Raw genomic sequence first — 26,774 nt, 5'->3', positions numbered from 1 at the left:
CTAGGTAAGGCTTACCTTATCTAGCATGTGCCTGCTTGGGGGAGGCTGTGTTCCAACTTTCGGAAACACAGTGTCCCCCCTTCACGGGAGGCGATGAAGCGGTGACGACACTGCAGAGCGGGCCGGATTCCATCCACGACCTTCTGGGCATCGGCTTCGGACCGTCCAATCTCGCGCTCGCGATCGCGCTCCACGAGCGCGGCGCGACATCACGCGAGGACGGCGGATTCCGGGCCCTTTTCCTCGAAAAACAACCTCGGTTCGGCTGGCATCGCGGCATGCTCATCGACGACGCCACCATGCAGGTGTCGTTCCTCAAGGACCTGGTGACCATGCGCGACCCCACCAGCGACTTCAGCTTCCTGTGCTACCTGCGCGAACGCGGCCGGCTGGTCGACTTCCTCAACCAGAAGACGCTCTTCCCGCTGCGCATCGAGTTCCACGACTACTTCGAGTGGGCGGCCGGCCGGGTCGCGCCGCTCGTGGAGTACTCCGCCGAGGTCGTCTCCGTACGACCCGTCACCGAGGACGGCGAGGTGAGGTACTTCGACGTCATCAGCCGCGATCCGGCCGCCCCGGAGCGTGTGACGGTCCGCCGGGCGCGCAGCATCTGCGTCGCCACCGGCCTGGAGCCGCACCTGCCGCCCGGTGCCGTGCGGTCCGAACGCATATGGCACAACAGCGAGTTGCTGCCCCGCGTCGACGAACTCGTGCGTTCGGGAGCCCCCGTACGCCGCGCCGTCGTGCTCGGCGCCGGGCAGAGCGCCGCCGAGGCCGTCGACTATCTGCACCGCACCTTCCCCGACGCCGAGGTCTGCTCGGTGTTCGCCAAGTACGGCTACACCCCCGCCGACGACAGCCCGTTCGCCAACCGCATCTTCGATCCCGAGGCCGTCGACCTGTACTACGGCGCGCCCCGCGAGGTGAAACAGTCGCTGTTCGACTATCACCGCAGCACCAACTACTCGGTGGTGGACATGGAGTTGATCGAGGCTCTGTCCCGGACGATGTACCAGGAGCAGGTCCAGGGCAGGCAGCGGCTGCGGATGCTGAACGTCTCGCGCATCCGCGAGGTCGAGGACGGCGCGGACGACGTGCGGGTGACGGTGGAGTTCCTGCCGACCGGCGAACGCAAGGTCATCGCGTCGGATCTGCTGGTCTACGCGACCGGTTACCAGCCCCAGGGCATCGGCGACCACCTCGGCGAGCTCGCCAAGCTCTGCCTGCGCGACGAGGAGGACACCCTCAGGGTCGGCCGCGACCACCGCGTGGAGACCGCCCCGAACGTCACCGCCGACATCTACCTCCAGGGCGGCACCGAACACACCCACGGCCTCACCTCCACCCTGCTGTCCACCACCGCCGTACGGGCCGGGGAGATCCTCGACTCCCTCCTGGCCCGGCGCACCGCCGACACCGCGAGGGCGGACAGGCCCTAGGGGGCGACGCGTGCGTCACCTCGCTGCGCAGACCCTGCTGCCGGTCGGTACGGCGCTCGCCGTGGCCCTCGTCGTCCTGGTGGTCGCGGCCACCGCGGTGGTCGCGGTGTTCCGCCTGTCCCCGGACGACTCCTACGGGCGGGCCCGCGAGGTCGTGGTGACCGGTGTACGGGCGACCGTGCAACTGGCCGCGGTGTCCCTGGTGGTCGGCTGGGCCGTCCGCCACACCGCGGCCCTGCTCGGGTTCCTGCTTCTGATGTTCGCCGTCGCCACCCGTACGGCCGGACGGCGCATCACGCCGAACGGCACCTGGTGGTGGGCGGCCCTGCCCATCGCGGCCCCCGTGCTGCCCGTCCTGGCCGGGCTGGTGCTCGCCGGGCTGCTCCCCCTCCCCGGTATCGCCGTCGTCCCGGTGAGCGGCATCCTCATCGGCGGCGCGCTCACCGCGACGGTGCTCGCCGGACGCCGCGCGCTGGACGAACTCGCCCTGCGGTACGGCGAGGTCGAGGCCGCCCTGGCGCTGGGTCTCCTGGAACGCGACGCCCACCTCCTGGTGATCCGGCCCGCCGCGTCGGACGCCCTGCTGCCCGCCCTCGACCAGACCCGTACCGTGGGTCTGGTGACCCTGCCGGGCGCGTTCGTCGGCATGCTCCTGGCGGGCGCATCGCCCGTGCTCGCCGGTGCCGTCCAGCTCTTCGTACTCATCGCACTGCTGGCCGTCGAGGCGCTCTCCGTGGCCCTGACGGTCGAACTCGTCGCCCGCCGCAGGCTGCATCGCAGGACTGCTGAGCGCCGGTGAGGCGTCGGACCGACCGGGAACAGGGACCCCGATATCTCGTTGCGGCACGTGTCGTGAAGCAGCTATGTTCCCCCGGCCTTTCGATGCCGTCCGGACCGCTCGTTCAGAGAGGTGCGCAGGAGTGCCGAGCGGTCAGCCCCACGCGCCGCCCGTTGCGACCACCCCACGACGGAGACACCTTGTCGATTCGCATCACCCCGCTGACCGACCCCAACCGTGGCCCGTTCAGCCGCCGCCTGGTCTGGCTGGCGTCCGACGCCGACGGAATACCGGTCGGCTCGGCGTTCCTGCGCCTGCCCACCGACGCCGGTCAGGAACACCGGGCCGAGCTGGAGCTGACCGTTCATCCGGCCGAGCGGCGCAACCGTGTCGGCTCGCGGCTGCTCGACGCGGCCGTGGCCGCCGCCCGCGAGGAGGGCAGGCGTGGTGTCGCCGCCCACGCCGAGGCCGGTTCGGCCGGGGACCGGTTCCTGGCGGCACGCGGCTTCCGCAAAGTTCTCGCACTGACCTACGCACGACTCACGTTGGCCGGTGCGGACATCGCCGCCCTGACGGAAATCGTCGAACAGCCGCACCCCGGCTACCGGCTGGAGTCATGGCAGGGCAGCGTCCCCGACCACCTCGCCGAGACCTTCACCGCCGCACGCCGGGCCATGGACGACATGCCCATGGACGAGGCCGACCACGTGCCCGCGACCTGGGACGTCGAGCGGGTCCGGGCCGTCGCGCGGGTCATCGAAGAACGCGGGGACCTGCTCCGCACCGTCGTCGCCGTCGACACGTCGGACAACTCGATCGCCGGCTTCACCGAACTGGTCGTTCCCGGCGGCGGAAAGGGCGATGGTCAGCACTACGGCACCGGCGTGCTGCCCGAGCACCGCGGGCGCGGCCTCGGCCGGTGGATGAAAGCGGAGTCGTTCCGGCACGCCCACGAGCACCACCCCGACCTCGACGGCCTGATCACCGACACCGCCGACAGCAACTCACCCATGCGGCACATCAACGACAGCCTCGGCTATGTGCCGACGCATCAGGTGATCGGCTACCGACTCGACCTGTGACGTCGGCTCACCCCCCATCCCGACGCCGTACCGGACACGGCGAGAACGGAGAGCAGGACGAGCGCGCAGGCCGGGCCGAGTACCGCCCAGGGGGCCAGTTCCAGGTACGGCTGGTTCTCCGACAGGAGGCGGCCCCACTCCGCGGTGGGCGGCTGTTCGCCCAGGCCGAGGAAGCCGAGGGACGCCAGTACCAGGACCGTGGTGGGCAGTCGTAGGAGCGCGTTGCGCAGCACGGCGGGCAGTACGGCGGGCAGATGGTGGTGGCGCAGCAGGTACCGCGGACCGGCGCCGAACGAGAGCGCCGCAAGCATGTGACCACTGGCCCGTTCCTGTTCGAGCAGCGCCGCGGTCTGCGCCGCGTACGGAGTCCAGCCGACCATGCACACCGCGAGCGCGGCACCCCAGACCGACGGCCCGGTCACCGCGGTCGTCAGCAGTCCGGCGAGGACGGCCGGGAGCGTCGACAGCGCCTCTGTCAGGCCGGAACTCACCTGTGCCGCCATGCCGAGCAACAGCCCGAGCAGGACGCTGACCGTCGTCACCGCGAGAGCAACTCCGGTCGTACGCAGCGCGCCGTGGCCCAGCCGGGCCAGCAGATCACGGCCGAGCGAGTCCGTGCCCAACGGGTGCGCCAGGGAGGGCGGCAGGAGGCGGGCCGCCGTGTCCACGTGCAGAGGGTCGCGCAGCAGACCTGCCCCGATCGCGGTGAGCAGGGCGACGCCGCAGAATGCGGCGATCCAGGACATCGATCGCCGCCGTGGCAGGTCCGGGGCGTGCAGCGCGGGAAGGGCGCCGTCCCGCAGGGCCGGGCCCAGCAGTGCGCGGCGCAGGGCCTGGAGGAGAAGGCCGGCGGTCACGCCGAGCAGGATCAGCACCAGAGTCGCGGTCTGCAGCGGGGGGAGGTCCTGCGCCAGGGCGGCGTCCAGGGCGAGTCGGCCGAGTCCGGGAATGTTGAAGATCTTCTCCACCGCGACGGCACCGCCGACCAATCCCACGACGGTCGGCAGGAGTTGTGGGAGTACGCCGGCCAGCGCGCGGCGCAGCGCGTTGCGGGCGATCAGCCCGGGCGGGAACCCGAAGGCGTGCCAGGTCCGGGCCCACGGTTCGTTGAAGGCGGCGGGCAGCGACTGGTCGAGCAGGCCGCCGATCATCGCCCCGGACGGCACGCCGAGGGCGAGCGAGGGCAGCACCATCGACGACGGCCCTTCCCAGCCACTTGAGGGCAGCCATCCCAGCCAGACCCCGCACACGGTGGCGAGCAGCGAGGCGAGCAGGAACTTGGGCAGCGCGGCGAGGACCGCCGCGCCGGTGCCCGCCCGTGCCTGCCGCAGCCGTCGCCGGGAACCGAGGTACAGGGTGCGGGCACTGAGCAGCGCGGCCACCGCGAGGGTGACCACGAGCGCACCGAGCATCAGCGTGCCGGAGACCGCGAAGGCGGCGCTCACCTGGGGCAGGACCGGCTCGCCCGACACCCAGGAGGTGCCCGCGTCACCACGCGGCAGGCCGCCCAGCCAGTGCGCGAGATGGGTGAACGGCCCCTGGTCCAGGCCCAACTGCTCCCGTACGGCGGCCAGTTGAGCCGGGGTCGGATCCTGGTCGGCGGAGCGGGCCCGCAGGACGGTCCGCGCGGGATCGGTCCCGGACAGCCAGGGCAGCAGGGCCACGGCCGTCAGCAGCGCGGCCCCGGCGGCGAGGCGGCCCAGGCCCGCGCGCCACTGGGCCGGGCGGGCCTCGGCGCCGGCCGATATGGCACCCATCGGCTGCTACTTCAGATGCGTGTCGACGTCGATCAGAGAGCGCTCGCGGGGGTCGAGGATGACGCCCTCGACGTCGGCGGCGATGCCCTGCACGACCTTCTCGTGGACCAGCGGCACCACCGCGTCGGTGCGCAGGATCTCCGCCTCGGCCCGCATGATCTTCCGCTGCCGCTGCTCGGTGTCGCCCTCCTCGGCGGCGGCCTTGATGGCCTGGTCCACCTTGGAGTCCTTCAGGCCGGCGATGTTGTAGACGCCGTCGCTCGTGTAGTCGCTCGCGAGGTACGCGACCGCGTCGCCGGTGTCCAGGAGCGTCACCCGGGAGAAGACGAGGGCGTCGTACTTGCCGGCGAGCAGGTCGGCCTCCATCTGCGTGTACTCGCGTACGTCCTGCCGCACGGTGAACCCGGCCTCCTCCAACTGCTGTTGCAGCACGCTGGCGGCCTCGGGGAGTTCGGCGCGGTTGGTGTAGGTGGCCAGGCGCAGGGTCCTGCCCTTGGCCTTCGCCTTGACCTGGTCCGTGGTCGCGGCCTTGGCACGGCCGGTCACCTCGACGCGCCGATCGGCCGCCCAGGAGACGGCGGGCCCGAACAGGCCCTGGGCGGGATCGGCGTACCCGCCGAAGACGGAGTCGACGAGGGCGGAGCCGTCCACGGCCTCGCGGGCGGCGGCGCGCAGCGAGGCGTCGGAGAAGAGGCCGCCGCGGGTGTTGAGGACCAGGCTGTCGGTCCGTACGGACGGCACTTCGTGGCGGATGTCCGTGTCCAGCAGCTTCGCCTGGGCGGTGGGGATCCACTCGGCGATGTCGACGTCGCCGCCGCGCAGGGCGTTGGCGCGGGCGGTGCCGTCGGCGATCCAGGTCACGTCGATGCCGGATGCCTTGGCCTTGCCGCCCCAGTAGCCGTCGTAACGGTCAAGTGTGGCCCCGGTCTTGCCGGTGAGTTTCGTGATCTCGAAGGGGCCGGTTCCGTTGCCGACCGGGCTGACGGTGCCGTCCTTCTGGTACGCCTTCGCGGAGAGGACGGCGAGGGCGGGGCTGGCCAGCCGCAGCGGGAGCACGGGGTCGGCGGTCTTGGTGCTGATGGTGACGGTGTCGGCGTCGTCGGCCCTGGCGGTGAGGGTTACGTCGCTGAGGACACGGGGCTTGGGCTCGGCCGCGCCCGCGTGGTCGAGGGCGTTGACGACCGACTCGGCGGTCACCTCGGTGCCGTCCTGGAAGGTGGCTGTGCGCAGTTCGAAGGTCCAGGTGGTGTCGTTCTTCCGGGTCCACGACTTGGCCAGCGCGGGCGCGGCGGCCCCGTCCTTGTTCAGCGCGGTGAGGCCCTCGGCGACGGAGAGCTTGCTCAGCACGGTGGCGTCATTGCTGTACGGCGACAGGGCCTGCACCGGCGGCACGGCGAGGGCGACCCTCAGCCGTCCGTCCGAACCGGCCGCGCCATCGTCGCCCGAGCCCCCCTCTCCCGACACAAAACAGCCGGCGAGCAGCGGCGTGAGAGCGAGCACCGCGCAGAGGCCGCGGAAGGTGGTGCGCATGGTTGTCCTGTCGTGCGGGAGGAAGGAACAGGCCCGGCACCGCCGGTGCGGCAGCGAGGGCCTGGGAAGTATATGAGGTAAGCCTTACCGAACTTCATCTCGGGGTTGGTGAATTCTCAACCAATGAGACCGGTTTCACGTGAGGCCCCCAACCAACGCACGCAACCGGAAGCCGCCAGGTGCCCACCGTGCCCGCTCGACGGCCCGCCGGCGCCGCCGGGCGACAAAAAGTTCCGAAAGCTAAAATTCCAGACATGGCAGAGCGGTCTGCAAAGCCGACCCCGACCGAACTCGTGCACATCGGACGCACCCACTCGAGCGACCTCGAGCTCACCGCCGGGGTGTGGCTGCCGAGTACGGCCGCCATGGTGGTGTGTCGCGCGGTGCTCTGGTACGCCGTCAGGCGTCTGCCGAGGCGTCACGAGCCACCGATCACGCGGAAGTAACGGAAGCGGAAGACATGGCCACCCCCGACGCCGACTTCCTTCCGACCCATGTCGTCCCCAGGGACGGACTGGCCGCCTGGGAGACTCCCGACCCTTCCCGCCCGACCGTGCCGCTCGACCCACTCCTGCCCGTCCAGCTGGTCGAACGGCGCGGCGACTGGGGGCGCATCGTGTGCCACAACGGCTGGTCGGCCTGGGTCGACGGCCGCCTACTGCTTCCCGTGCCGCAGACCCCGCCCGCGGCCGAAGCGCCGCCCACCCGCACGGCCGACGCGCGCCCGCTGCTGGCCCGGGTGAGGGAGTCGCTCAGCCGCTACGGGCTGGCCCTGGAGGACATGGCGGCAGGCAAGGCGGACGGCGAGGCCTTCCGGCGGCGGACACGTGGACTGCGGGCCGGGATGGTCATCGACGGGGAGGCGGTGTGGCTGTACGACGCCGAGCAGGAACGCTGGGTGTACTGCGACGGCACACAGGCCGACACCTATGCCGTCTCCTCCGCACCGTCCGCCGACGAAACCACGACGAGGCCGACACAGACGGCAGGCGAGACCCCGGCACCGACGCAGGTCGTTGACCGGCCGGGCGAGTCCCGATGACCCGGCTTGGGACTCTGCGACGCCGAAGCGCACAATAGGAACCAAAGGGGTGAAATCCACACGGAGTGTGGATGAATCTTTAACAAATCCTTCGATCTACACAATTGCTTCGCCCGGCGGGAGGGAAAGCTGTGAATTCCGAACCGCTCTCAGAGCGTCCCACCGGCCCACCCTCCGGCCCACTCGCCGACCGCCCTTCCGGCGAACCAGCAGGACCTCCTCCACCGCCACCTCCGCCGAGCGGCGGTGGGGGGCCGGGTGGCCCGGGGGGCCCGGGTGGCCCCGACCACCCGAAGCGGCGGCCAGGCGGGGGAGGAAGGGGCCGCTGGTGGCGGTCCGTGCCGCGGATGACGGCGATCACCGCCCTTGTCGCCGCTGTGGGTCTGACGGTCTTCCTCACCCGCCCGGTCGGTGGACCGGCCCAGGCCAGCGAGGTCATCCTGCAGCCCACCAACGCAACCGGGCCGGATCCGTACACCCAGTCGACAGCGAACACGACCTCGTCGTTGCCCGCTGCCGCGCCCAACACACCCCCCACCAAGCCCAACGCCATCCGCAGTGTGGCGGGATCGGAACCCGGCCTCTACGGCGGGAGCCACAACACCGCCAGTTGCGACGTGGAGAAGCAGATCCGCTATCTGACCTCCGACAAGGCCAAGAACAAAGCCTTCGCCTCGGTTCTGAGCATCCCGGAGTCCGCGGTCCCCGGCTATCTGCGCTCGCTGACGCCGGTACAGCTGCGTTCCGATACCCGCGTCACCAACCACGGCTACCGCGACGGCGCCTCCACCAGCTACCAGGCAGTGCTCCAGGCCGGAACGGCCGTCCTCGTCGATGGCTACGGAGAGCCGAAGGTGCGTTGCGCCTGTGGCAATCCGCTCAGCCGTGCGGTCGCCCAGACAGGTACACCCCAGCAGAAGGGGACCGCCTGGCCCGGATACCAGCCGGAGAAGGTTGTGGTCGTCAACCGTTCGGCCACGGAGATGAAGGAATTCGTCATCTTCGACGCGAAGGACCAGGACTGGGTCCGCCGCCACTCGGGCGACAACGGCGAACGTGACAAGAAGACCGCCCCTCCGCCCAAGCACTGGCCACTGCCGGCGACACAGTCGCCTCCGGCGAACGAGCCGCCGGACACCAAGCCTGAAAAGAAGGACCGCGACACCAAGCCCGGCGGCGACGACCGCGAAACCAAACCAGAGAAGGACCCCGACACCAAGCCCAACAAGGACGACCCCGAAACCAAACCGGACAAGGACCCCGACACCAAGCCCAACAAGGACGACCCCGAAACCAAACCGGACAAGGACCCCGACACCAAGCCCAACAAGGACGACCCCGAAACCAAGCCCGACAAGGACCCCGACACCAAGCCCAACGACGACACCCCCCAACCCAAGCCCGAGAACAACAACCCAGAACCCAAGCCCAACGACGACACCCCCCAACCCAAGCCCGAGAACAACAACCCAGAACCCAAGCCCAACGACGACACCCCCCAACCCAAGCCCGAGAACAACAACCCAGAACCCAAGCCCAACGACGACACCCCCCAACCCAAGCCCGAGAACAACAACCCAGAACCCAAGCCCAACGACGACACCCCCCAACCCAAGCCCGAGAACAACAACCCAGAACCCAAGCCCGACAACGACACCCCCCAACCCAAGCCCGAGAACAACAACCCAGAACCCAAGCCCGACAACGACACCCCCCAACCCAAGCCCGAGAACAACAACCCAGAACCCAAGCCCGACAACGACACCCCCCAACCCAAGCCCGAGAACAACAACCCAGAACCCAAGCCCGACAACGACACCCCCCAACCCAAGCCCGAGAACAACAACGGCCCAGGACCTCAGCCCAATAACGACAACCCCGCCCAGCCACCCGAGGCTCGTCTTGCCCTCGCCGGGGAACCAGCTTGATCTTCAGCCTGTGCGGCCGGGGGCGGTTGCTGCGTACTGGCAGGCGGCAGACCCGACACACCCGGATGCCTCGCCCCGCCGCTGGGCGGCGGGACGAGGCATCCGGGATGTCGGAGGGCAGCCTCAACGAGCGGGCTTGCCGTGTCCGCTCACTTGACGATCACGTCGTCGCTCGAAGGGGGCGGGGCCTGCGGAGCCGGTGCGTCCGGAGCGGAGGGGGCGCCGCCTTCCTCCTGGCCGGGCTCGTGGGGCGGCTTCTCGTCCGGGCACGGGGGACCGCCATTGCCGTTGGTGCCGCTCCCGCCGCGGCCGTCCGTCCCCTTGCCGCCGCACCTGCCAGCGCCGCGGCCGCCGGAGCCGCCGGTACCCGTGCCGCCCGGCGCCGTGCAAATCGTTCCGTCGCCGCCCGTGCCGTTGCCGCCGTTGCCACCATTGCCGGAGTTGGGACGGCAGTAGTCGTCGTCCTTGTGGTGATCCTTCTTCTTGTCCCGTCCCTTCTTCTTGTCCTTCTTGTGCCGGTCGCCCTTCCTGTCTCCCTTGCTCCAGTCGTCGCCGGACGAGGCCGAGGCCGTCACGCTGTGCGGCGCTGAGGCGGCGAAGGCGGTGCCCGCCGGGATCAGCACACCACCGAGGGGGAACAGGACGGAGGCGACGGCAACGGCCACGCCGCTCTTCCGGAAGTTGGAGATCATGGGCATTTCGTTTCTTGTGTGCGGGATGGGGTGGCTCGCTTCGGAGCCGTGAGAGGTGGGGCCGGGTGGCGCGGCCGTCGGCTGCACCACCCGGCTCCTGCGGAAATGAGCAGGGTCACGGCCGTGCGCGTCAGCCGGCGGTGGCGTCGCCGCCATTGCCGCCCGTGGCGTTGCCATTGCCTTCGGCAGTCGCATTACCGCCATTACCACCATTGGCATCGCCATTGCCCTTGGACGTGGCGTCACCGCCGTTACCACCATTGGCATCGCCATTGCCCGTGGTCGTAGCATTACCGCCGTTACCACCATTGGCATCGCCATTGCCCTTGGACGTGGCGTCACCGCCGTTACCACCGGTGGCATTTCCATTGCCTTCGGACGTGGCATTACCACCGTTACCACCCGTGGCGTTGCCATTGCCCGTGGTCGTGGCATTACCACCGTTACCACCGGTGGCATTGCCATTGCCCTTGGACGTGGCATTACCGCCGTTACCGCCCGTGGCGTTGCCGTTGCCCTGCTTCTTGACCTTCTTGACCTTCTTGATCTTCTTGAACTTCTTGCCGTCCCTCTTGTCATCGTGCTTTTCGACCAGGCTCACGACCTGCGAATCCGGCATCGGAGCCGCGGTGGCGGCGGAGGCGGGCAGGATGACCCCGCCTGCAACCACGACGGCCGAGCTGACGAGTGCTGCGATCCTGATTCGGCGGCGGTCGGGACGGTTGGCAGTGCGAGTCGTAACGATGTCGTTCATGGTGCTTCTCCTACTGACTGGAAGTGATTTCGAAAAACCCCGCCGGTTGGGGGTCCGATGCGGTTCTCCTCGTTTCCTTGTCGGTGAGGTCCGCACTTCCAGTAGGCCTGACGGGGGCGCCCTGGTCATGCCGCGACAAGTCGGGACTTGACGCGGCGCGTGCCGGTAGGTAAAAGCGGCGTCCGGGGCGCCGGATATGACCACCGACGGCCCCTGTCAAGTAACGAATAGCCGGGACTACGGCCCCACCCCTCCCCCGGGCACGGTGGCACCCAACCGCCCTGCGCAAGAGCAGGTACGAGGTGTTCTCGTCCTCGCGCGCATCAAGGATGCGCCGCGCGCCGCTGACCACCAGGGCGCACATCCCGTCCCCGCAGCCCCGGTCGCTGTCCGCCCAGGGCACCTCGACAAGGAAGACCCGTCATGACCGACATCGCCATCGTCGGACTCGGCTGCCGCTTCCCCGGCGCCCCCGACAGCCGCTCGTACTGGAAGCTCCTGATGAGCGGGGAACGGCAGTTCTCCGCGGTCCCGAGGGAGCGGTGGAACCACGAGACCTTCCACAATCCCGGAGACCGGTCGGCCCTTCATGCCGCGTACACCGGCCAGGTCGCCTTCCTGGACGGCGTTGACCGCTTCGACGCCCTCCACTACGGGGTGCCGCCCGCTCGTGCCGGTGCCATGGACCCTCAGCACCGGCTGTTGCTCGACATCACCCGCGAGGCCCTCGACGACGCGGGGCTGGGCCGCGGCGACTTCGACCGGGACAACACCGGGGTGTTCCTCGGAATGTCGGTGTCCGGCTACAAGGACGCAGGACAGCTCGGGGCCATCCCGGCGTTCACCCTGCCCGGGAGCCTGCTCAACACGGCGGCCGGCACCGTCAGTCGGCACTTCGGCCTCGGCGGCCCCAGCTTCGCGGTCGACGCCGCCTGCTCCGGCTCGCTGGTCGCCCTCGACCAGGCGATCGCCCAGCTGCGCCAAGGTGCCTGCCGGATCGCCGTCGTCGGCGGGGTGTACCTCAATCTCACCCCCGACAGCCTGATCGGCTTCTCCAAGCTCCGCGCGCTGTCCGCCTCCGGGGTGTGCCGCCCGTTCGACGAGCGGGCCGACGGCTTCCTCCTCGGCGAAGGCGCCGGTGCCGTCGTCGTACGCCCGCTGTCCGACGCACTCGCCGACGGCGACCGTGTCTATGCCGTGATCAAGGGCATCGGTTCGGCCCACGACGGCACGAGCCCGGGGCCGCTGGCCCCCACCCCCGAAGGCCGGCTGCGCGCCATGCGCCGGGCCTATGACGACGCCGGTGTGCCGCCCTCATCGGTGGGTTTCCTCGAAGCCCATGGCACCGGCACCGCCGCCGGCGACCGCGCCGAGGTCGAGGCGCTGCGCCGGCTGCGCACGGAGTACCCCGACGACGACCCCGGTCTGTGCTACCTCGCCTCGGGCAAGGCCCTCATCGGGCACTCCCTGTCCGCCGCGGGCATCGCGGCACTGATCAAGACGGCCCTGGTCGTCCACCACCGCACCATCGTGCCGCAGCCGGAGACCATCGCTCATCCGGACCTCGGCATCTCCGCGGCGGGCCTGCGCTTCGCCGGCACCGCGCGGCCGTGGCCGCGCGCGGGCGCCCCGCGGCGTGCCGCCGTCAGCTCGTTCGGTTTCGGCGGCACAAACGTCCATGTGGTCCTGGAGGAGCGGCCCGCCCCAGCCGTCGGCGGCGCATCGGGGCGTACCGAAGGCACCGGACCTCATCTCGTGCTGCTCTCGGCCGGGAGCCCTGAGCTGCTGGAGCGGCACATCGGCGACGTACTCGACGCGGTGGACCACGCGCCGGGCGCGCCGATCGCGGCGCTGGCCCACACTCTGGGGTCGCGTGAGCCGCTGACGGCCCGGCTCGCGATCGTGGCCGCCGACACGGATGAATTCACCGGGCGGCTGCGCCGGGCTCGCCGGCAGTTCGCCGACGGCGCCCGGGGCGACCTCGGCGACGGCGCCTTCGCCGCCGACGCTCCCCTGCCGTCCGAGCAGCGCCGCATCGCCTTCCTCTTCCCCGGTCAGGGCAGTCAGCGGCCGCACATGACGCGGGACTTCTACGAGAGGTTCACCGGCTTCCGGGCGGCCGTCGACGTGCTCGGCGCCGTGGCGCGGCAGGACATCGGCGTCGACCTCGTCGAGCTGCTCTACGGCGAGGCGACGTCCGGCTGCGAGGAGCGCACGCAGTGGCTCGCCGCCACCGAGGTGTGCCAGCCCTTGCTCGGTACCGTCCAGATCGCCGCTACGCGCCTCCTCGCCGACTGCGGCATCACCCCCGACCTCACCCTCGGCCACAGCGTCGGGGAGTTCGCCGCGGCTGCGGCGGCCGGAGCGCTCACCGACGAGGACACCATCCGGTTGCTGGCCCGTCGGGGCGCGGCCCTCCGGCAGGCCGAGCCCGGCACCCGGGGCGGGATGCTCGCCGTGCGGAGTGACAAGGAGACGTGCCGACGGCTCATCGACGGCATCGACGACGTGTGGCTCGCCTGCTTCGACGAGCCGCGGCAGGTCGTGGTCAGCGGCACGCGGCGGGGGCTTGCCGCCCTGCGGCGCGTCTGCGCCGAGGCGGGGATCGGCACGACCGCGCTCGGGGTGTCGAACGCCTTCCACTCGCCGCGGCTCGCCGCCGCCGACGAGGCCGTGCGCGCGGACCTCGCCGACCGTCCCATCGGCAGCCCCGTCCTGCCGTTCGTCTCGTGTGTGGACGCGGCCGTCTGCACCGACCCCTACCGACTGCGCGAGCTGTGGACGCGTCACGCGTCGGCGCCGGTCCACTTCGGCGATGCCGTCCGGACCGCCTACGACCAGGGCGCCCGGGTCTTCTTCCAGGTGACCGGGGACGGCTCGCTCCTCACCTCGGTCCGCCGCAATCTCACCGGCCGCGACGACGTTCACGTCGTCCCCGCGGGCGGGGCGGAGCCGGACGGTGGACGTGGCTTCGTTCTGGGCCTCGGGCGGCTCGCGGTGCTGGGCGCTCCGGTCGACCCGCGCGCCCTGGTTCCCGAGGGAGAGCGCCGACTGCTGGACCTGCCGGTGGCGAGGCTCGCCACCCAGTCCTACTGGGTGCCGGGTCGGGGCACCGCGCCGAAGTACACGTACGCCGTCTCCCGCCCGGCCGGGCCCGCACCGCACGTGGACACCCCGATGAACGACCCGCTGAGCGAACTGGTCCAGCTGGCCCGGCAGCAGGTGACACTGCTCACCCGTCTCACCGAGTCGCTCCCCGCACAGAACGCCGACGCACCGATCACCGCCCCGCCGATGGCCGGAACCGCACCTGTGCCCGCCTCCCCGGTCGTCGTCCCCGAGGAGCCTTCGCCGACCGGTGACGGCGACGAGGTCACCGACGCCGTGCTCGCGCATGTGGCCCGGATCAGCGCGTTTCCGGTGAGTCATCTGCGCGGCGACCAGCTGCTGATCGACGAGCTCGGCTTCGACTCGCTGATGCTGACCGACCTGATCACCTCCCTCAAGCGGCAGTGGCCGTCGTGGACCTTCGACGAGAAGGCAGCCGTCCGGCCGACCATCAGCAGCATCGCCGCGATGATCGCGAGTGGATGCCCGGATGCCGCACCGGCAGCCGTCCCGGACAACGCGCCGGCCAGGGCGACGGACCCCCGCCGTCGCCGCCCGCAGGTCCACGTACGGCCGTCACCACCCCCCTGCCCGAACAGCTGACGCGGATCGAGTGCTTCTTTCCTTCTCGGGCTGCTGTCGGGCGGCCCTCGGCTCCACGTGGAGCTCAAGACCGAAGTCGCCGACCTGCTCGGATGCGAAGCCGCAATCACCCTGGTCGATGGGCATGCCGCCGAGGTCACCGTCATCAGGCACCTCGTCGGACCGGGCGGCCTCGTCGTCCACGACTCCCTCGCCCTGCCAGTACCGGCGAGTGCTCGTGGTCATCGAGGGCGTGTACAGCATGGACGGCGACATCGCCGGCCTGCCCGCCCTCGTCCAGGCCAAGCTTTCCGCGAACTCCGCGCTGTTCGCCGGTCTCGCGCGCGAGGCGGGCATCAACACCGGGGACAGTCACGACGCCCGGCTGCGCTTCTTCATCACGTGCGACCACTCACCCGACCAGATCCGTCGCGCCGTTGCCGCCGCCAAGCGGCTGGTCGGCGAAGTCGCAGCACTGCGTTGGTGCTCCCGGCCTCGCTGGATCATGCTGGTCAGTGGAGTCCTTTCGCGTGCGGGTCCCCGTAGGGACAGCGGGAAGGGAACTAGCGAGGGCGAGATGAGCGGCGATGGAACGATTTCCCATCTCTCCTGGTGAGCGGCCGGAGGAGACGGACCCCTCCCGTCACTCGGCGGACACGGCCTCGGCCACCATCAACGAGCAGGGCATCGTGATCGGTTGGAGTGAGGGTGCGCGTCGGCTGCTCGGCTATGTGACCTCCGAGGTCATAGGGCTGCCCGCCGCCCGTCTGCTCGCCGATGTCGTCAGCGATGCGGCGCGGCGGGCCCCGCCCGGGCAGGAGCGGTGGAGCGGCACCGTGGCGCTGCGGCACCGGGACGGCCACCGGGTGGACGTGGGACTTCTCGCGCACCGCTCGACGACCACCGGCGGGGCCGGCAAGTGGCTTGTGCTGTCCCCTGTGCCCGGCACATCCCGCACGCCCTGGAGCGAATCCATGAGGGAATGGGCGTTCACCCAGTCCCCCTGCCTCCTGGCGATCTTCGACACGGACCTGCGCCTGATGCGGGCGAATGCCGGCGTGGAGCGGGCGCTGTCCCTCTCGGAGGCCGCGATGCGGGGGCTGCGTCTGCCGGACATCGCGCCGGATCCCGTGAGCGACGAGATCGAACGGAGGATGCGCCTGGCGTTGGAGACCGGTGAGCCGCAGCGTGTGGGGACCTTCGTCCGGCCCGCGGGTACGAGCGCGGAACACGACTGGGCGACCTCGCTGGCCCCGTTGCGGGACCCGGACGGCCAGGTGCGAGCCGTGTGCCTGGCCGCGCACGACAGGACGGAAGTCGAGAGCACCCGGCAGCAGCCGTCCCTGTTGAGCGACGCCGACGCCCACATCGGCACCACCCTGAACAGCGCCCGCACCGCGCAGGAACTGACCGACGTCACCGTCCCCCGGCTCGCCGACTTCGTGGCCGTAGACCTGCTCGACCCTCCCCCGCGCGGCGACGAGCCGCCCCCCGGCCCAGCGGCGGGTCCGGTCGCCATGTGCCGTACCGCTGTGCGGTCGGTCCTCGCAGGAAGCCCGGAGTCCCCGGTGGGGGTCGGAGGGACGATCGTCTATCCGCCGCTGTCACCTCCCGCCGAGTGCCTGACTGCGGGCCGTGGCGTGATGTACGGGACGGACGACCCGGTCATCGCCCGATGGGTGGCCCAGGACCCCGGGGCCGCCTGGGTCCGCGAGTACGGGACCCACTCGATGATGGCGGTGCCGCTGCGCGCCGGCGGTGTCGCTCTCGGCATGGCCGTCTTCGGCCGTCACCAGCGCCGGGAGCCCTTCGAGCCGGAAGACCTGCGGCTGGCCGAGCGGCTCACGACGAGGGCGGCCGTCAGTATCCACAACGCGCGCCGTCACACCCGGGAGCGCACCAACACCATGACCCTGCAGCGCAGCCTGCTCCCGCAGACGCTGCCCGATCAGCCGGCACTCGAGATCGCCTCCCGCTATCTGCCCGCCAGTACCGAGTCCGGCGTGGGCGGCGACTGGTTCGACGTGATCCCGCTGTCCGGGGCTCGGGTGGCCCTGGTCGTGGGCGACGTCGTCGGCCATGGCATGCGTGCCGCCGCCACCATGGGCCGGCTGCGCACCGCGGTGCGCACTCTGGCGGACGTCGACCTGCCGCCCGACGAGTTGCTCACCCACCTCGACGACCTCATCATCCACCTGGCCACCGACGAGGCAGGCACGGAAGGCGCCGGGGGTATCGGCACCACCTGCCTGTACGTCGTCTACGACCCGGTCTCCCGCCACTGCACCCTCGCCCGGGCCGGCCATCCCCCGCCCGCCGTGGTCTCCCCCGACGGCGCCGTGTATCTCCTCGATGTCCCGGTGGGCCCGCCGCTGGGGCTGGGCGGCCTGCCTTTCGAGACCGTGGAGACCGAACTCGCCGAGGGCAGCATCCTCGCCCTCTACACCGATGGTCTGCTGCAGACCCGCGACCACGACATCGACGACGCCCTGGACGGCATGTTCGCGGCCCTGTCCCGTCCCGCCTCCACCCTGGAGACGGTCTGCGACCGGGTACTGACCGGTCTGTTGACCCACCGTCCCGAGGACGACGTCGCCCTGCTCGTCGCCCGTACCCGTGCCCTCCATGCCGATCGGGTCGCCGCCTGGGAGCTGCCGTCCGACCCCTCGATCGTCGCCCAGGCCCGTCGGCGTACCGCCGACCAGCTGACGGCCTGGGGGCTCGATGAGGCCACCTTCGTCACCGAACTCATGGTCAGCGAACTGGTCACCAATGCCATCCGCTACGGCCGGCCGCCCATCCAGCTGCGGCTGATTCACGAGAACAGCACCCTGATCTGCGAGGTCTCCGACTCGAGCAGTACCGCCCCGCACATGCGGCGGGCCCGGACCTTCGACGAGGGAGGGCGCGGCCTGCTGCTGGTCGCCCAGCTCGCCCAGCGCTGGGGCACCCGGCACGCGCCCATCGGCAAGACCATCTGGGCCGAGCAGTCCCTCGCCGGGTACTGAGGGCGCCGAGGGTTCAAGGAGCGTCGTGTCCGGCGTGACGTGCCCTGTGACAGGCCTGTGACAGTCCGAGGACACGGTCATGAAGTCGCGAGGGCAGGATTTTGGACCAAGAGGACAAATAGCGACATTCCGGCATATGTCTTCCAGCTTCCAGGGCTGTGAGCAGGGATGACCGAGCCGGCCCCCCTCGGAGAAACGCCCATGAGCCTCACCATCACGACGCCGCTCGCCGAAGCCCCCGCACCCGTGCTGGCCCCGCGCGAACAGGAGACGCTGCGGCACATCGCCGCGGGACGCACCTACCTGCAGACAGCCCGCCACATGGGGCTCTCCAAGCACACGGTGGACGCCTATCTCCGCCGCATCCGGGCCAAGTTGGGGATCAACAGCACCGCGGAACTGACCCGGCTGGCCATCTCCCTGGGACTGTGACACCCGGGAGCCGCAGCGGTCTACGGCCCGCCGGGCGGGCCGCGGAAGACCGGCCGGGCCCAGGCCGGAGGCTCCGGTGGTGGCGCGGGGTTCCCCGAGACACCGAGCGGCCCGGCATCCACGGGGGAGGGTGGATGAGCGCCTCGGTCGCCGCCGTTCCCGGCGGCGACGCGCAGGGCCGCAACGAAGTCCAGGCAGGAGCCGTAGCGGTCCTCGGGGATCTTCGCCAGGCCCTTCGCCATGACGTCGGCGGCGGCGGGCGCGATCCCCGCCCGCCGCTCGGTCAGCCGAGGCGGCTGGTCGTACTGGTGCGCCCACAGCAGCGCCACGTCCTCGTCACGCTGGAAGGGCGGCCCGCCGGCGAGGCATTCGTAGACCACACAGGCGAGGCTGTAGAGATCGCACCGGCCGTCCACCGGCCGGCCGGAGATCTGTTCCGGCGCCATGTAGTCGAGCGTGCCGACGAACTCGCCCGCGGCGGTGAAGCCGCTGAGCGACAGCGACTTCTTCGTCAGCCCGAAGTCCGTGAGATAGACGTGTTCGGGGTGGTCGCTGTCGGTGCCCGCGGCGACCAGGATGTTGCCGGGCTTGACATCCCGGTGCACCAGATCGTGCTCGTGGGCCGCGTCGAGCGCGGATGCCACCTGGGTGGCGATGCGCAGGGCGGTCGCGACGGGGAGTGGACCCTCCCGGTCCAGCATGGCGCGCAGGTCCATACCGGAGACGTAACGCATGGCGATGTACAGGACGCCGTCCGTCTCACCGGCTTCGAAGATCGGCACGATGTGCGGGTGGTCGATCGCCGCGGCCACCCGTGACTCGTAGGTGAAACGGCGCCGAAACGTGTCGTCGGCAGCGCGCTCCGGGGCGATCAGCTTGAGCGCCACCGTGCGGTCCAGACGGAGGTCCTTCGCACGGTAGACGACCGCCATCCCACCGCGGCCGATCACACGCTCGATCCGGTAGCCCGCGATCTGCTTTCCGATGAGGCCGGAGGGCCGGCCCGTGTACAGACTCATGTCATTCACTGCCGTGCCCATCAGGCGCCCTCCCACCGGACCGACCGGCCACGGCTGCGCACTGCCGCGGTGCCGCAGCGCCCGCGGGTGAATAGCGCCGCTTCAGGCGAAAAGTGCTGCTTCCTACGTGCGATTCTATCCACCGCCGACCACACCTGCCGGACCGTGGGCGTCGGCGCGGAGCAGGGGTCCGCTCCGTTCCGATGCAGGATGATCCCCGACCCACGGGCCGCGCGGCCCGACGTGGCTCCATGACTCCGCCGCGGCGAGGGCGCCGGTCCGACGGAAGGGGTGCGGCGCACTGACGGAACGTCAAAAATGCCGCCGCAGCGGAATATGCACGCCCCTCGTTGAACACACTCCGTGGCGCCCCGCGTACCTCTGGGAAAGGTGAGAGCCAGGCGTTCAGCGAGGGATGACCATGAGCAAGACGTACGTCTCCGCACACCAATTGGTCGCCGGGAGGTACCGACTCCTTGAGGTCGTCCATCGGGAAACGAACCGCGTCTGCTGGTACGCGGAGGACGTCGAGGCCGGGCGCCCCTGTCTGCTGACCCAGGTCGGGCTGCCGGGCGAGCCGGACGGGGACGCCGCGCGCCGGACCGTCGGACGCATCATGCGCACGTCCGAGACGATGGGACGGCTGTGCCCCGGACGGGTCACGACCGTCGTCGACGCGGTCGCCGAGCAGGGCGCGCTCTGGACGGTCACCGAGTGGATCGGCGGTACACCGCTCGGGGAACTGCTCGCGGAGCACGGTTCGTTCAACTACGTACGGGCAGCCCGGATCGGGCTGGAGCTGCTCGACGTGCTGGAGGCCGCGCACGGCCAGGGCATCACGCACGGCGAGCTGAGCCCCGGCCAGGTCTTCGTCCGCGAGGAGGGTCCGGTCGTGGTGGCGGGCTTCGGGCTGGCGGGCGCGACCCTCGCTCCACGGCTCACGGCGTTGTCGTACGCATCCCCGGAGCAGGCCCGCGACGAGCGCATCGGCCCCGCCGCCGACCTGTGGGCGCTGGGGGCGATCCTCTACACCATGGTCGAGGGGCGCCCGCCGTTCCGGGACCGGGACCGGCCCGAGGCCACGCTGAAGGGTGTGGACCGGCTCCCGCTGCGCACACCGCTGCGCGCCGGACCGCTCACCCAGGCCATCCAGGGGCTGCTGCGCAAGAACTCCCGGGAGCGCCTCACCCGGCCCGTGGCGCGCCAGGCGCTCACCCGGGTGGTCAACGAGGACCCCGACGCGGCCCTGCCCACCGCGCCGGTCCCCCGGCTGCGCCGCGCGTACGCCACGGCCCTGCACGCCGCCGACCCGGGGTGGAGCAGGCGGACCATGATCGCCGGGACGACCCTGGCCGTGGTCACGGTCGCGGTCGCCGTCCTCGCCGTGACCCGCGAGCTGCCCGGTACGAATACCTCCGCGGCCGGCACCGAGCCCCGCCCGCCCGCCTCCGCGGCCACACCGGAGCCGGACCGCCCGTCCACCCCCGCCCCGACCCCGACATCGCCGGCGCCGACCAGCCCGAGCGCCCCGGCCTCTCCCAACGCCCCGGCCTCTCCGAGCACCCCGCCCACCAGCGCGGCCCCGTCCCCCTCGGCCCCCGTCCTGCCGCCGGGCTTCCGCACCTACCGCTCCCCCGAGGGCTTCTCCATCGCCCTCCCCGAGGGCTGGAAACCGCTGCGCACGACGCGCGCGTCCGACCTGGCGTACCGCGTGGTGCTCGGCGCGCCCGACGATCCGCGCACGCTGGCGGTGACGTACAGCGAGCGCGTCGGGCCGGACCCGGTCGCCGTCTGGCGCGACGACGTCGAACCGGGGCTGCAGCAGGCCGCCGACGACTATCGGCGGCTCGGGGAGATCGAAGCGACGACGTACCGGGGGCAGCAGGCCGCCGACATGGAGTGGCTCGCCGACGTCGACGGCACCAGGGTGCGCACCCTGGGCCGCGGCTTCCTCATCGGCGACGGCCGCGGCTACTCACTGCGCTGGACGACCCCGGCCGAGGACTGGGACGACACCGAGAACGGCCAGGCACTGGACGTCTTCCTGCGCACCTTCCGCCCGGCCGAGGACTGATGGCCCCGACCCGCTGATCCCCATCGCTCGCCGCTGCGCCGTTTCCGCACCCCCCAGGCGGAAACTCGCCCCTCATGGTGCAAATCGGATACACGATGATGACCGAACAGGCCGGCCCCCGTGATCTCGTGGACCACGTGGTGCGGGCCGAGGAAGCGGGGTTCGACTTCTCCGTGACCTCGGACCACTACTTTCCGTGGCTGCGCTCGCAGGGCCACTCCCCGTACGCGTGGAGTGTGCTGGGCGCGGCCGCGCAGGCGACGGACCGCATCCCGCTGATGACCTACGTGACCTGTCCGACCTTCCGCTACCACCCGGCGGTCGTGGCGCAGAAGGCGGCGACCATGCAGCTGCTGTCACAGGGCCGCTTCCGGCTGGGTCTCGGGTCGGGCGAGAACCTCAACGAGCATGTGGTGGGCGGCGGTTGGCCGTCCGTCGACGTACGGCACGAGATGCTGGAGGAAGCGGTCGAGATCATCCGGGCGCTGTTCGCGGGCGGGCATGTGAACCATCGCGGTCCGCACTTCGACGTGGAGTCGGCCCGGCTGTGGGACGTGCCCGACGAGCCGCCGCAGATCGGCATCGCCGTCTCCGGCGAACGCTCCTGCGCGCTGGCGGGCCGGCTCGCCGACCTCGTCATCGCCACGGAACCGAAGCCGGGCCTGCTGGAGGCCTTCGACCGGCACGGCGGCACGGGCAAGCCGCGGGTGGGCCAGCTGCCGGTCTGCTACGACACCGACCGCGACGCCGCGGTGAAGCGCGCGCACGCGCAGTTCCGCTGGTTCGGCAGCGGCTGGAAGGTCAACTCCGAGCTGCCGCACCCGGATTCCTTCGAGTCGGCCACCCAGTTCGTGTCACCGGACGACGTCGCCGAGTCGATTCCCTGCGGTGAAGACCCGGAGGACTTCGTGGCGGCGGTACGCCCGTACGCCGAGGCCGGGTTCACGGAGATCGCGCTCGTCCAGATCGGCGGCGACTCGCAGCCGGAGTACCTGGACTGGTCGGCGAAGACCCTGCTCCCGGCGCTGCGCGACGTCCTTGGGTGAGCGAACCCTCTTGCGGGCACCGGAGAATCACCCTCAGGACTGAGCATCACGCGCTCGACAGGGGTACTAGAGGTCTCTACGACCGTTCTCCTCGGAGGCCCTCTCGTGAACCCCAATGTGCACAAGACCTTGGTCATGCAGCTCCAGGCGGGCGCCACGGACCGCTTCCCCGTGCTCGCCCACCTCGGCTACGACGCCGACGACCCGTTCGCCGTCACCGCGGTGTTCAGTCACGACGGGCATGTGCTGGCCCGGTGGCGGCTGGACCGCGAGATGGTCCTCGACGGGCTGCACCGGCCCGTCGGCATGGGCGATGTGCGGTTCCGCCCGGTGTCGACGGGCGTGTGGGAGGAGCTGCGCATGGAGTTCCTCGGCGACGCCCGGTCCGACGGCGAACGTCATCACGCGGTGGTGTTCGCCTGGGCCCCGGCCGTCGAGTCGTTCCTGCGCCGGACCCACGAGATCGTCGCGCCCGGGCAGGAGCGGATCGAGGTGGACGACTTCCTGGCCGAGGTCATCGCCGAGGGCTGAGGGTGCGGCGGGAGTCGAGCGGCCGGACTCATGCCTGTGCGCATGGCGGAGTTGAGTAGCCGTACTCATGTCCGGGTCGCCCGGCGGCGCCACGATGGGGCTCCCACGAAGAGGAGCGCTCCCATGTCCCCTGTCAGTCCCGAGCCACGCCCGATGCCGCCGCTGTCCGTCACCCGCTCCGGCCGGCGCCTGCCCCTGCTGCTCGCCGCGCTGGTGGTCGTGGCGCTGGCGGTCTCCGCCTGGGAGCCGCACGACCGGGCGACCTGGTTCCTGGAGACGGTGTGGGTGATCGTCGGACTGCCGCTGCTGTTCCTGACCTGGCGGCGGTTCCCGATGACCGGCCTGCTGTGCTGCCTGCTGGCCGCGCACGCGCTGGTGCTGGTGCTGGGCGGCCACTACACCTACGCGCAGGTCCCGCTCGGCGACTGGGTGCGCGACACCTTCGGCCTGGACCGCAACCCCTACGACCGCTTCGGTCACCTCATGCAGGGCTTCGTACCCGCCATCCTGGTACGGGAGTTGCTCGTGCGCACCTCACCGCTGCGCGGCAGCCGCTGGCTGGCGCCACTGGCCGTGTGCGCGTGCCTCGCCTTCAGCGCGGTCTTCGAGATGCTGGAGTGGGCGGCGGCCGTGATCGGAGGCGAGGCGGCGGACGCGTTCCTGGCCACGCAGGGCGACGTGTGGGACACGCAGTGGGACATGTTCTGCGCCCTGGTCGGCGCCACCGCCTCGCTGCTCCTGTTCAGCCGGTTCCACGACCGGCAGCTCGCCGCGCTGTCCCGTCGGTGACCCGTACGACGACTCAGCGACTCGTACGACGGCTCAGTGACTCGTGTGACGGCGCCGGGTCCATAGCGGCAGCGCGAACCAGCACAGCAGGTACCACAGGAGGACTCCCGTGACCAGCCACGGCACGTAGGGGTCGTGGGTCGCCACACGCAGGATCAACAGCAGCGAGCACACCATGGTGGCGAGCAGCAGGACCAGGCCCACCATGGTCAGCCGGGAGGCCAGGGTCACCGCCTGCGGTTTCACCCGGCGGCCGGACACCAGGCGGTGCAGGGACACCGGCCCGATCAGCGCGCCGGTCGCCGTGGCCCCCAGGACCACGGTCACGATGTAGATCCTCCGGTCCGTGTCGGAGAGGTCCGAGAAGGTCGGGGTGAAGACGACGGTCAGCAGGAAACCGAACAGGATCTGGACGCCCATCTGCGCGACACGGACCTCCTGGATGAGCTCGACCCACATGCGGTCGGCTCTCTCCTCCTCGGTCTCGTTGCGCCCCCTGGGCCTGCGCACACTGCCTTCCGCGGTCGACACGGTTCCTCCCGGTTGAGAATGACCAAAGGTCTTCCCAACCGGGTTCCCCGCGCGCGGAACCGCTACCAGCGCGTCTCGACCTGGTCCTTGATCCGCCTGTTGTAGAGGTCCTGGATGGCGGTGAGGGTGGCATCGGGCAGGGCGGGCAGCCCGGCGGCGGCCGCGTTGGCGCGAGCCTGCTGCGCGGAGCGGGCGCCGGGGATCACGGTGGTGACGCCGGGCTGCTGGATGATCCAGCGCAGGGCCAGCTGGGCCGGGGTGTACCCGTCGGGGGCGAGGGCGGCGAACTCGGCGGCGGCCTCGACGCCGGTGGCGTAGTCGACGCCGGAGAAGGTCTCGCCCACGTCGAAGGACTCGCCGTGCCGGTTGTAGGTGCGGTGGTCGTTCTCCGGGAAGACCGTGTCCTTGGTGTACTTGCCGGACAGCAGGCCCGACGCCAGCGGCACCCGGGCGATGATGCCGACGCCGGCCTCCCGGGCGGCGGGCAGCACCTCGCGCAGCGGCTTCATCCGGAACGGGTTGAGGATGATCTGCACGCTCGCCACGTTCGGCCGGGCGATCGCGGTGAGCGCCTCGGCACAGGTCTCCACGCTGACGCCGTACGCGGCGATGCGCTCCTCCTCGACCAGTGTGTCGAGGGCGTCGAAGACCTCGTCGGAGGAGTAGACGGGCGTGGGCGGGCAGTGCAGCTGGACCAGGTCGATGCGGTCGACGCCGAGGTTGCGGCGGGACCGGTCGTTCCAGGCGCGGAAGTTGTCCAGGACGTAGTTCTCGGGGATCTGCTCGACCCGGCGGCCCATCTTGGTCGCGACCAGCACATGCAGGTCCGGACGGCTGCTCATGAACGTGGCGATGGTCTGTTCGCTGCGCCCGTCGCCGTAGACGTCGGCGGTGTCGAAGAAGGTCACCCCCGACTCGGCCGCCGCCTCCAGCACCGTGAGGGCTTCCTTCTCGTCGACGTCTCCCCAGTCGGCGCCCAGTTGCCAGGTGCCGAGACCGACGACCGACGCATGCTGACCCGACCTGCCGAATTCACGCTCTTCCATGGACGTCAGTCTGTCACCTGTCACCGGCGTGCGTTCGCGTCAGTTTCACCGAGTGAGCCAGGCCACGGTGGCCACGGCGGTCGGCGAAGGATTGCCGGAGAGATCGCTCCCAGGGGAAGGAATTCCCCCTTCCGGGGCCTGCCGGACAGGCACGCCGACAAGATCATCCTAGTTCAACCTTGCACGACATGTGGCTACTTGTCCGGATTGCATCCAACCGTGCGCGGATGATTTCTCCCGCTCTTCCCCGGACCGATAGGCATGCGGGGTCGTCAATCGAACGACCTGCCGAAAGCAGCGTCCCCTGACCCCCGGAGGTCCGCATGCCGGAACTCAGCCGTCGCCGTGCGCTCACCGCCGCGGCCGCCCTCGCCGCGACCGCCGGTGCCGCCTCTGTCGTCGCCTCCGGCGCGGCGGCCGACGCCAACGCCGCTCCCGCCCCGGCCGGCACGCCGGACCCGATCGGGCACGACCACGGCCACACCTCCCCCGCCTCCTTCGACGAGGTCTACAAGGGCCGCCGGATACAGGGCCGGCCCGTCGCGGGGGGCGGTCATCAGCAGCACGGCGGCGGCTACGCCGTGTTCGTCGACGGCGCCGAGCTGCACGTGATGCGGAACGCCGACGGCACGTGGATCAGCGTGGTCAGCCACTACGACCCGGTGCCCACCCCGCGTGCCGCCGCGCGCGCCGCGGTCGACGAGCTGCAGGGCGCCGAGCTCGTCCCGTTCCCCGCCAACTGACCTTGCACGCACCGCACTTGGAGCACTGCACATGACCGTCCGCAAGAACCAGGCGAGCCTGACCACCGACGAGAAGCGGCGTTTCGTCGCCGCGCTCCTGGAGCTCAAGCGCAGCGGCCGTTACGACGAGTTCGTCACGACGCACAACGCCTTCATCCTCGGCGACACCGACAACGGCGAACGCACCGGGCATCGTTCACCGTCCTTCCTGCCCTGGCATCGCAGATTCCTGCTGGAGTTCGAACGGGCGTTGCAGTCGGTGGACGCGTCGGTGGCGCTGCCGTACTGGGACTGGACCGCCGACCGCTCCGTGCGGTCCTCGCTGTGGGGGCCGGACTTCCTCGGCGGCAACGGGCGGGCCCGGGACGGGCGGGTGTCGGACGGGCCGTTCTCCGCGGCGAGCGGCAACTGGCCGATCAACGTGCGGGTCGACGGGCGGACGTTCCTGCGCCGGTCGCTGGGCAGCGCGGTGCGCGAGCTGCCGACGCGGGCCGAGGTGGACTCCGTGCTCGCCATGGCGACGTACGACATGGCGCCGTGGAACAGCGCCTCGGACGGCTTCCGCAACCATCTGGAGGGCTGGCGCGGGGTCAATCTGCACAACCGGGTGCACGTCTGGGTCGGCGGCCAGATGGCCACCGGGGTCTCCCCCAACGATCCGGTGTTCTGGCTGCACCACGCCTTCATCGACAAGCTGTGGGCCGAGTGGCAGCACCGGCACCCGGGATCCGGCTATGTCCCGGCGGCGGGGACACCGAACGTGGTCGACCTGAACGAGCCGATGAAGCCGTGGAACGACGTCACCCCGGCGGACCTGCTGGACCACACCGCCCACTACACGTTCGACACGGACGCCTAGAACC

Annotated in this window: 22 protein-coding genes; 15 read left to right on the top strand and 7 right to left on the bottom strand. The window is 70.8% G+C overall.

The window, feature by feature from the left end:
* The first annotated feature begins 101 nt into the window (after window positions 1–101).
* The 3 genes from HJD23_RS40275 (at window position 102) to HJD23_RS40265 (ending at window position 3,299) form a co-directional block, all read left to right on the top strand.
* Window positions 102–1,439, top strand: a complete 1,338-nt coding sequence (locus HJD23_RS40275) for a lysine N(6)-hydroxylase/L-ornithine N(5)-oxygenase family protein (protein WP_171117082.1) — start codon at window positions 102–104, stop codon at window positions 1,437–1,439.
* Between the two features lie 10 nt (window positions 1,440–1,449).
* Entirely contained in the window at window positions 1,450–2,238 is a 789-nt protein-coding gene (locus HJD23_RS40270) for an ABC transporter permease (RefSeq protein ID WP_171117080.1), read from the top strand.
* A 179-nt stretch (window positions 2,239–2,417) separates the two neighbouring features.
* Window positions 2,418–3,299 carry a GNAT family N-acetyltransferase gene (locus HJD23_RS40265; RefSeq protein ID WP_171117078.1) on the top strand — a complete coding sequence of 294 codons (882 nt, stop codon included), beginning with the start codon at window positions 2,418–2,420 and terminating at the stop codon, window positions 3,297–3,299.
* Here the strand turns inward: HJD23_RS40265 and HJD23_RS40260 are convergent.
* Together HJD23_RS40260 and HJD23_RS40255 are read right to left on the bottom strand one after the other, a co-directional pair.
* Window positions 3,281–5,056, bottom strand: a complete 1,776-nt coding sequence (locus HJD23_RS40260) for an ABC transporter permease subunit (protein WP_171117076.1) — start codon at window positions 5,054–5,056, stop codon at window positions 3,281–3,283. The genes HJD23_RS40265 and HJD23_RS40260 overlap by 19 nt on opposite strands.
* 6 nt (window positions 5,057–5,062) lie before the next feature.
* Entirely contained in the window at window positions 5,063–6,586 is a 1,524-nt protein-coding gene (locus HJD23_RS40255; protein WP_171117074.1) for an ABC transporter substrate-binding protein, read from the bottom strand.
* A 460-nt stretch (window positions 6,587–7,046) separates the two neighbouring features.
* On the opposite strand from HJD23_RS40255, the gene HJD23_RS40250 reads away from it, so the two are divergent.
* Entirely contained in the window at window positions 7,047–7,628 is a 582-nt protein-coding gene (locus tag HJD23_RS40250; RefSeq protein ID WP_232108308.1) for a hypothetical protein, read from the top strand.
* A 347-nt stretch (window positions 7,629–7,975) separates the two neighbouring features.
* Window positions 7,976–9,556 (top strand): DUF6777 domain-containing protein, encoded by a 1,581-nt coding sequence (locus tag HJD23_RS44830; RefSeq protein ID WP_171134125.1) that lies wholly within the window; start codon window positions 7,976–7,978, stop codon window positions 9,554–9,556.
* Between the two features lie 149 nt (window positions 9,557–9,705).
* Here the strand turns inward: HJD23_RS44830 and HJD23_RS44825 are convergent, their stop codons facing one another.
* A complete protein-coding gene (locus HJD23_RS44825; RefSeq protein WP_171112427.1) occupies window positions 9,706–10,248 on the bottom strand; it encodes a hypothetical protein in 543 nt (180 codons plus the stop codon).
* Between the two features lie 130 nt (window positions 10,249–10,378).
* Window positions 10,379–11,002: a hypothetical protein gene (locus tag HJD23_RS40235; RefSeq protein WP_171112429.1), complete on the bottom strand. Its 624-nt coding sequence runs from the start codon at window positions 11,000–11,002 to the stop codon at window positions 10,379–10,381.
* 423 nt (window positions 11,003–11,425) lie between these two features.
* Here HJD23_RS40235 and HJD23_RS40230 point away from each other — a divergent pair, with 423 nt between their 5' ends.
* From HJD23_RS40230 to HJD23_RS40215, 4 genes are all read left to right on the top strand, one after another.
* Window positions 11,426–14,713 (top strand): type I polyketide synthase, encoded by a 3,288-nt coding sequence (locus tag HJD23_RS40230; RefSeq protein WP_171112430.1) that lies wholly within the window; start codon window positions 11,426–11,428, stop codon window positions 14,711–14,713.
* Window positions 14,714–14,954: 241 nt separating this feature from the next.
* Window positions 14,955–15,308, top strand: a complete 354-nt coding sequence (locus HJD23_RS40225) for a hypothetical protein (protein WP_171112432.1) — start codon at window positions 14,955–14,957, stop codon at window positions 15,306–15,308.
* A complete protein-coding gene (locus tag HJD23_RS40220) occupies window positions 15,280–17,700 on the top strand; it encodes a SpoIIE family protein phosphatase (protein ID WP_171112434.1) in 2,421 nt (806 codons plus the stop codon). Before HJD23_RS40225 ends, HJD23_RS40220 begins: the two co-directional genes overlap by 29 nt.
* Window positions 17,701–17,901: 201 nt before the next feature.
* Window positions 17,902–18,132, top strand: coding sequence for a helix-turn-helix transcriptional regulator (locus tag HJD23_RS40215; RefSeq protein WP_171112436.1), 231 nt, complete (start codon window positions 17,902–17,904; stop codon window positions 18,130–18,132).
* Window positions 18,133–18,152: 20 nt separating this feature from the next.
* Here HJD23_RS40215 and HJD23_RS40210 read toward each other — a convergent pair whose 3' ends face one another.
* The gene (locus HJD23_RS40210) at window positions 18,153–19,172 is read right to left on the bottom strand and encodes a serine/threonine-protein kinase (protein ID WP_171112439.1); all 1,020 of its coding nucleotides are present in this window, start codon (window positions 19,170–19,172) and stop codon (window positions 18,153–18,155) included.
* A 394-nt stretch (window positions 19,173–19,566) separates the two neighbouring features.
* Here HJD23_RS40210 and HJD23_RS40205 point away from each other — a divergent pair, with 394 nt between their 5' ends.
* The 4 genes from HJD23_RS40205 (at window position 19,567) to HJD23_RS40190 (ending at window position 23,591) form a co-directional block, all read left to right on the top strand.
* Window positions 19,567–21,225: an APA family fibronectin-binding glycoprotein gene (locus HJD23_RS40205; RefSeq protein WP_171112441.1), complete on the top strand. Its 1,659-nt coding sequence runs from the start codon at window positions 19,567–19,569 to the stop codon at window positions 21,223–21,225.
* Window positions 21,226–21,299: 74 nt separating this feature from the next.
* Window positions 21,300–22,271, top strand: a complete 972-nt coding sequence (locus HJD23_RS40200) for an LLM class F420-dependent oxidoreductase (protein WP_171112443.1) — start codon at window positions 21,300–21,302, stop codon at window positions 22,269–22,271.
* Between the two features lie 105 nt (window positions 22,272–22,376).
* The gene (locus tag HJD23_RS40195; RefSeq protein ID WP_171112445.1) at window positions 22,377–22,802 is read left to right on the top strand and encodes an SsgA family sporulation/cell division regulator; all 426 of its coding nucleotides are present in this window, start codon (window positions 22,377–22,379) and stop codon (window positions 22,800–22,802) included.
* A gap of 123 nt (window positions 22,803–22,925) precedes the next feature.
* A complete protein-coding gene (locus tag HJD23_RS40190; protein WP_171112447.1) occupies window positions 22,926–23,591 on the top strand; it encodes a DUF2238 domain-containing protein in 666 nt (221 codons plus the stop codon).
* A gap of 33 nt (window positions 23,592–23,624) precedes the next feature.
* On the opposite strand, the gene HJD23_RS40185 is transcribed toward HJD23_RS40190, so the two are convergent.
* A complete protein-coding gene (locus HJD23_RS40185) occupies window positions 23,625–24,122 on the bottom strand; it encodes a DUF6328 family protein (protein WP_171112449.1) in 498 nt (165 codons plus the stop codon).
* Between the two features lie 62 nt (window positions 24,123–24,184).
* Complete coding sequence (locus HJD23_RS40180; RefSeq protein ID WP_171112451.1) at window positions 24,185–25,168, bottom strand: aldo/keto reductase; 984 nt, start codon at window positions 25,166–25,168, stop codon at window positions 24,185–24,187.
* A 323-nt stretch (window positions 25,169–25,491) separates the two neighbouring features.
* On the opposite strand from HJD23_RS40180, the gene HJD23_RS40175 reads away from it, so the two are divergent.
* Both HJD23_RS40175 and HJD23_RS40170 read left to right on the top strand, forming a co-directional pair.
* The gene (locus tag HJD23_RS40175; RefSeq protein ID WP_171112453.1) at window positions 25,492–25,911 is read left to right on the top strand and encodes a tyrosinase cofactor; all 420 of its coding nucleotides are present in this window, start codon (window positions 25,492–25,494) and stop codon (window positions 25,909–25,911) included.
* Between the two features lie 31 nt (window positions 25,912–25,942).
* Window positions 25,943–26,770, top strand: coding sequence for a tyrosinase family protein (locus HJD23_RS40170; protein WP_171112455.1), 828 nt, complete (start codon window positions 25,943–25,945; stop codon window positions 26,768–26,770).
* Window positions 26,771–26,774: the final 4 nt, after the last annotated feature.

It is taken from the genome of Streptomyces sp. Z423-1 (assembly GCF_013009255.1).
Taxonomy (GTDB): domain Bacteria; phylum Actinomycetota; class Actinomycetes; order Streptomycetales; family Streptomycetaceae; genus Streptomyces; species Streptomyces gossypiisoli.
This window is presented reverse-complemented; position numbering and strand designations above follow the sequence as displayed.

Coding starts and splice junctions, on each gene's coding strand:
- HJD23_RS40170 (WP_171112455.1), top strand. CDS start 25,943: ATGACCGTCCGCAAGAACCAGGCGAGCCTGACCACCGACGAGAAGCGG.
- HJD23_RS40220 (WP_171112434.1), top strand. CDS start 15,280: ATGGAACGATTTCCCATCTCTCCTGGTGAGCGGCCGGAGGAGACGGAC.
- HJD23_RS40235 (WP_171112429.1), bottom strand. CDS start 11,002: ATGAACGACATCGTTACGACTCGCACTGCCAACCGTCCCGACCGCCGC.
- HJD23_RS40190 (WP_171112447.1), top strand. CDS start 22,926: ATGTCCCCTGTCAGTCCCGAGCCACGCCCGATGCCGCCGCTGTCCGTC.
- HJD23_RS44825 (WP_171112427.1), bottom strand. CDS start 10,248: ATGATCTCCAACTTCCGGAAGAGCGGCGTGGCCGTTGCCGTCGCCTCC.
- HJD23_RS40215 (WP_171112436.1), top strand. CDS start 17,902: ATGAGCCTCACCATCACGACGCCGCTCGCCGAAGCCCCCGCACCCGTG.
- HJD23_RS40230 (WP_171112430.1), top strand. CDS start 11,426: ATGACCGACATCGCCATCGTCGGACTCGGCTGCCGCTTCCCCGGCGCC.
- HJD23_RS40255 (WP_171117074.1), bottom strand. CDS start 6,586: ATGCGCACCACCTTCCGCGGCCTCTGCGCGGTGCTCGCTCTCACGCCG.
- HJD23_RS40250 (WP_232108308.1), top strand. CDS start 7,047: ATGGCCACCCCCGACGCCGACTTCCTTCCGACCCATGTCGTCCCCAGG.
- HJD23_RS40180 (WP_171112451.1), bottom strand. CDS start 25,168: ATGGAAGAGCGTGAATTCGGCAGGTCGGGTCAGCATGCGTCGGTCGTC.
- HJD23_RS40260 (WP_171117076.1), bottom strand. CDS start 5,056: ATGGGTGCCATATCGGCCGGCGCCGAGGCCCGCCCGGCCCAGTGGCGC.
- HJD23_RS40200 (WP_171112443.1), top strand. CDS start 21,300: ATGGTGCAAATCGGATACACGATGATGACCGAACAGGCCGGCCCCCGT.
- HJD23_RS40210 (WP_171112439.1), bottom strand. CDS start 19,172: ATGGGCACGGCAGTGAATGACATGAGTCTGTACACGGGCCGGCCCTCC.
- HJD23_RS40225 (WP_171112432.1), top strand. CDS start 14,955: ATGGACGGCGACATCGCCGGCCTGCCCGCCCTCGTCCAGGCCAAGCTT.
- HJD23_RS40175 (WP_171112453.1), top strand. CDS start 25,492: ATGCCGGAACTCAGCCGTCGCCGTGCGCTCACCGCCGCGGCCGCCCTC.
- HJD23_RS40205 (WP_171112441.1), top strand. CDS start 19,567: ATGACCATGAGCAAGACGTACGTCTCCGCACACCAATTGGTCGCCGGG.
- HJD23_RS44830 (WP_171134125.1), top strand. CDS start 7,976: ATGACGGCGATCACCGCCCTTGTCGCCGCTGTGGGTCTGACGGTCTTC.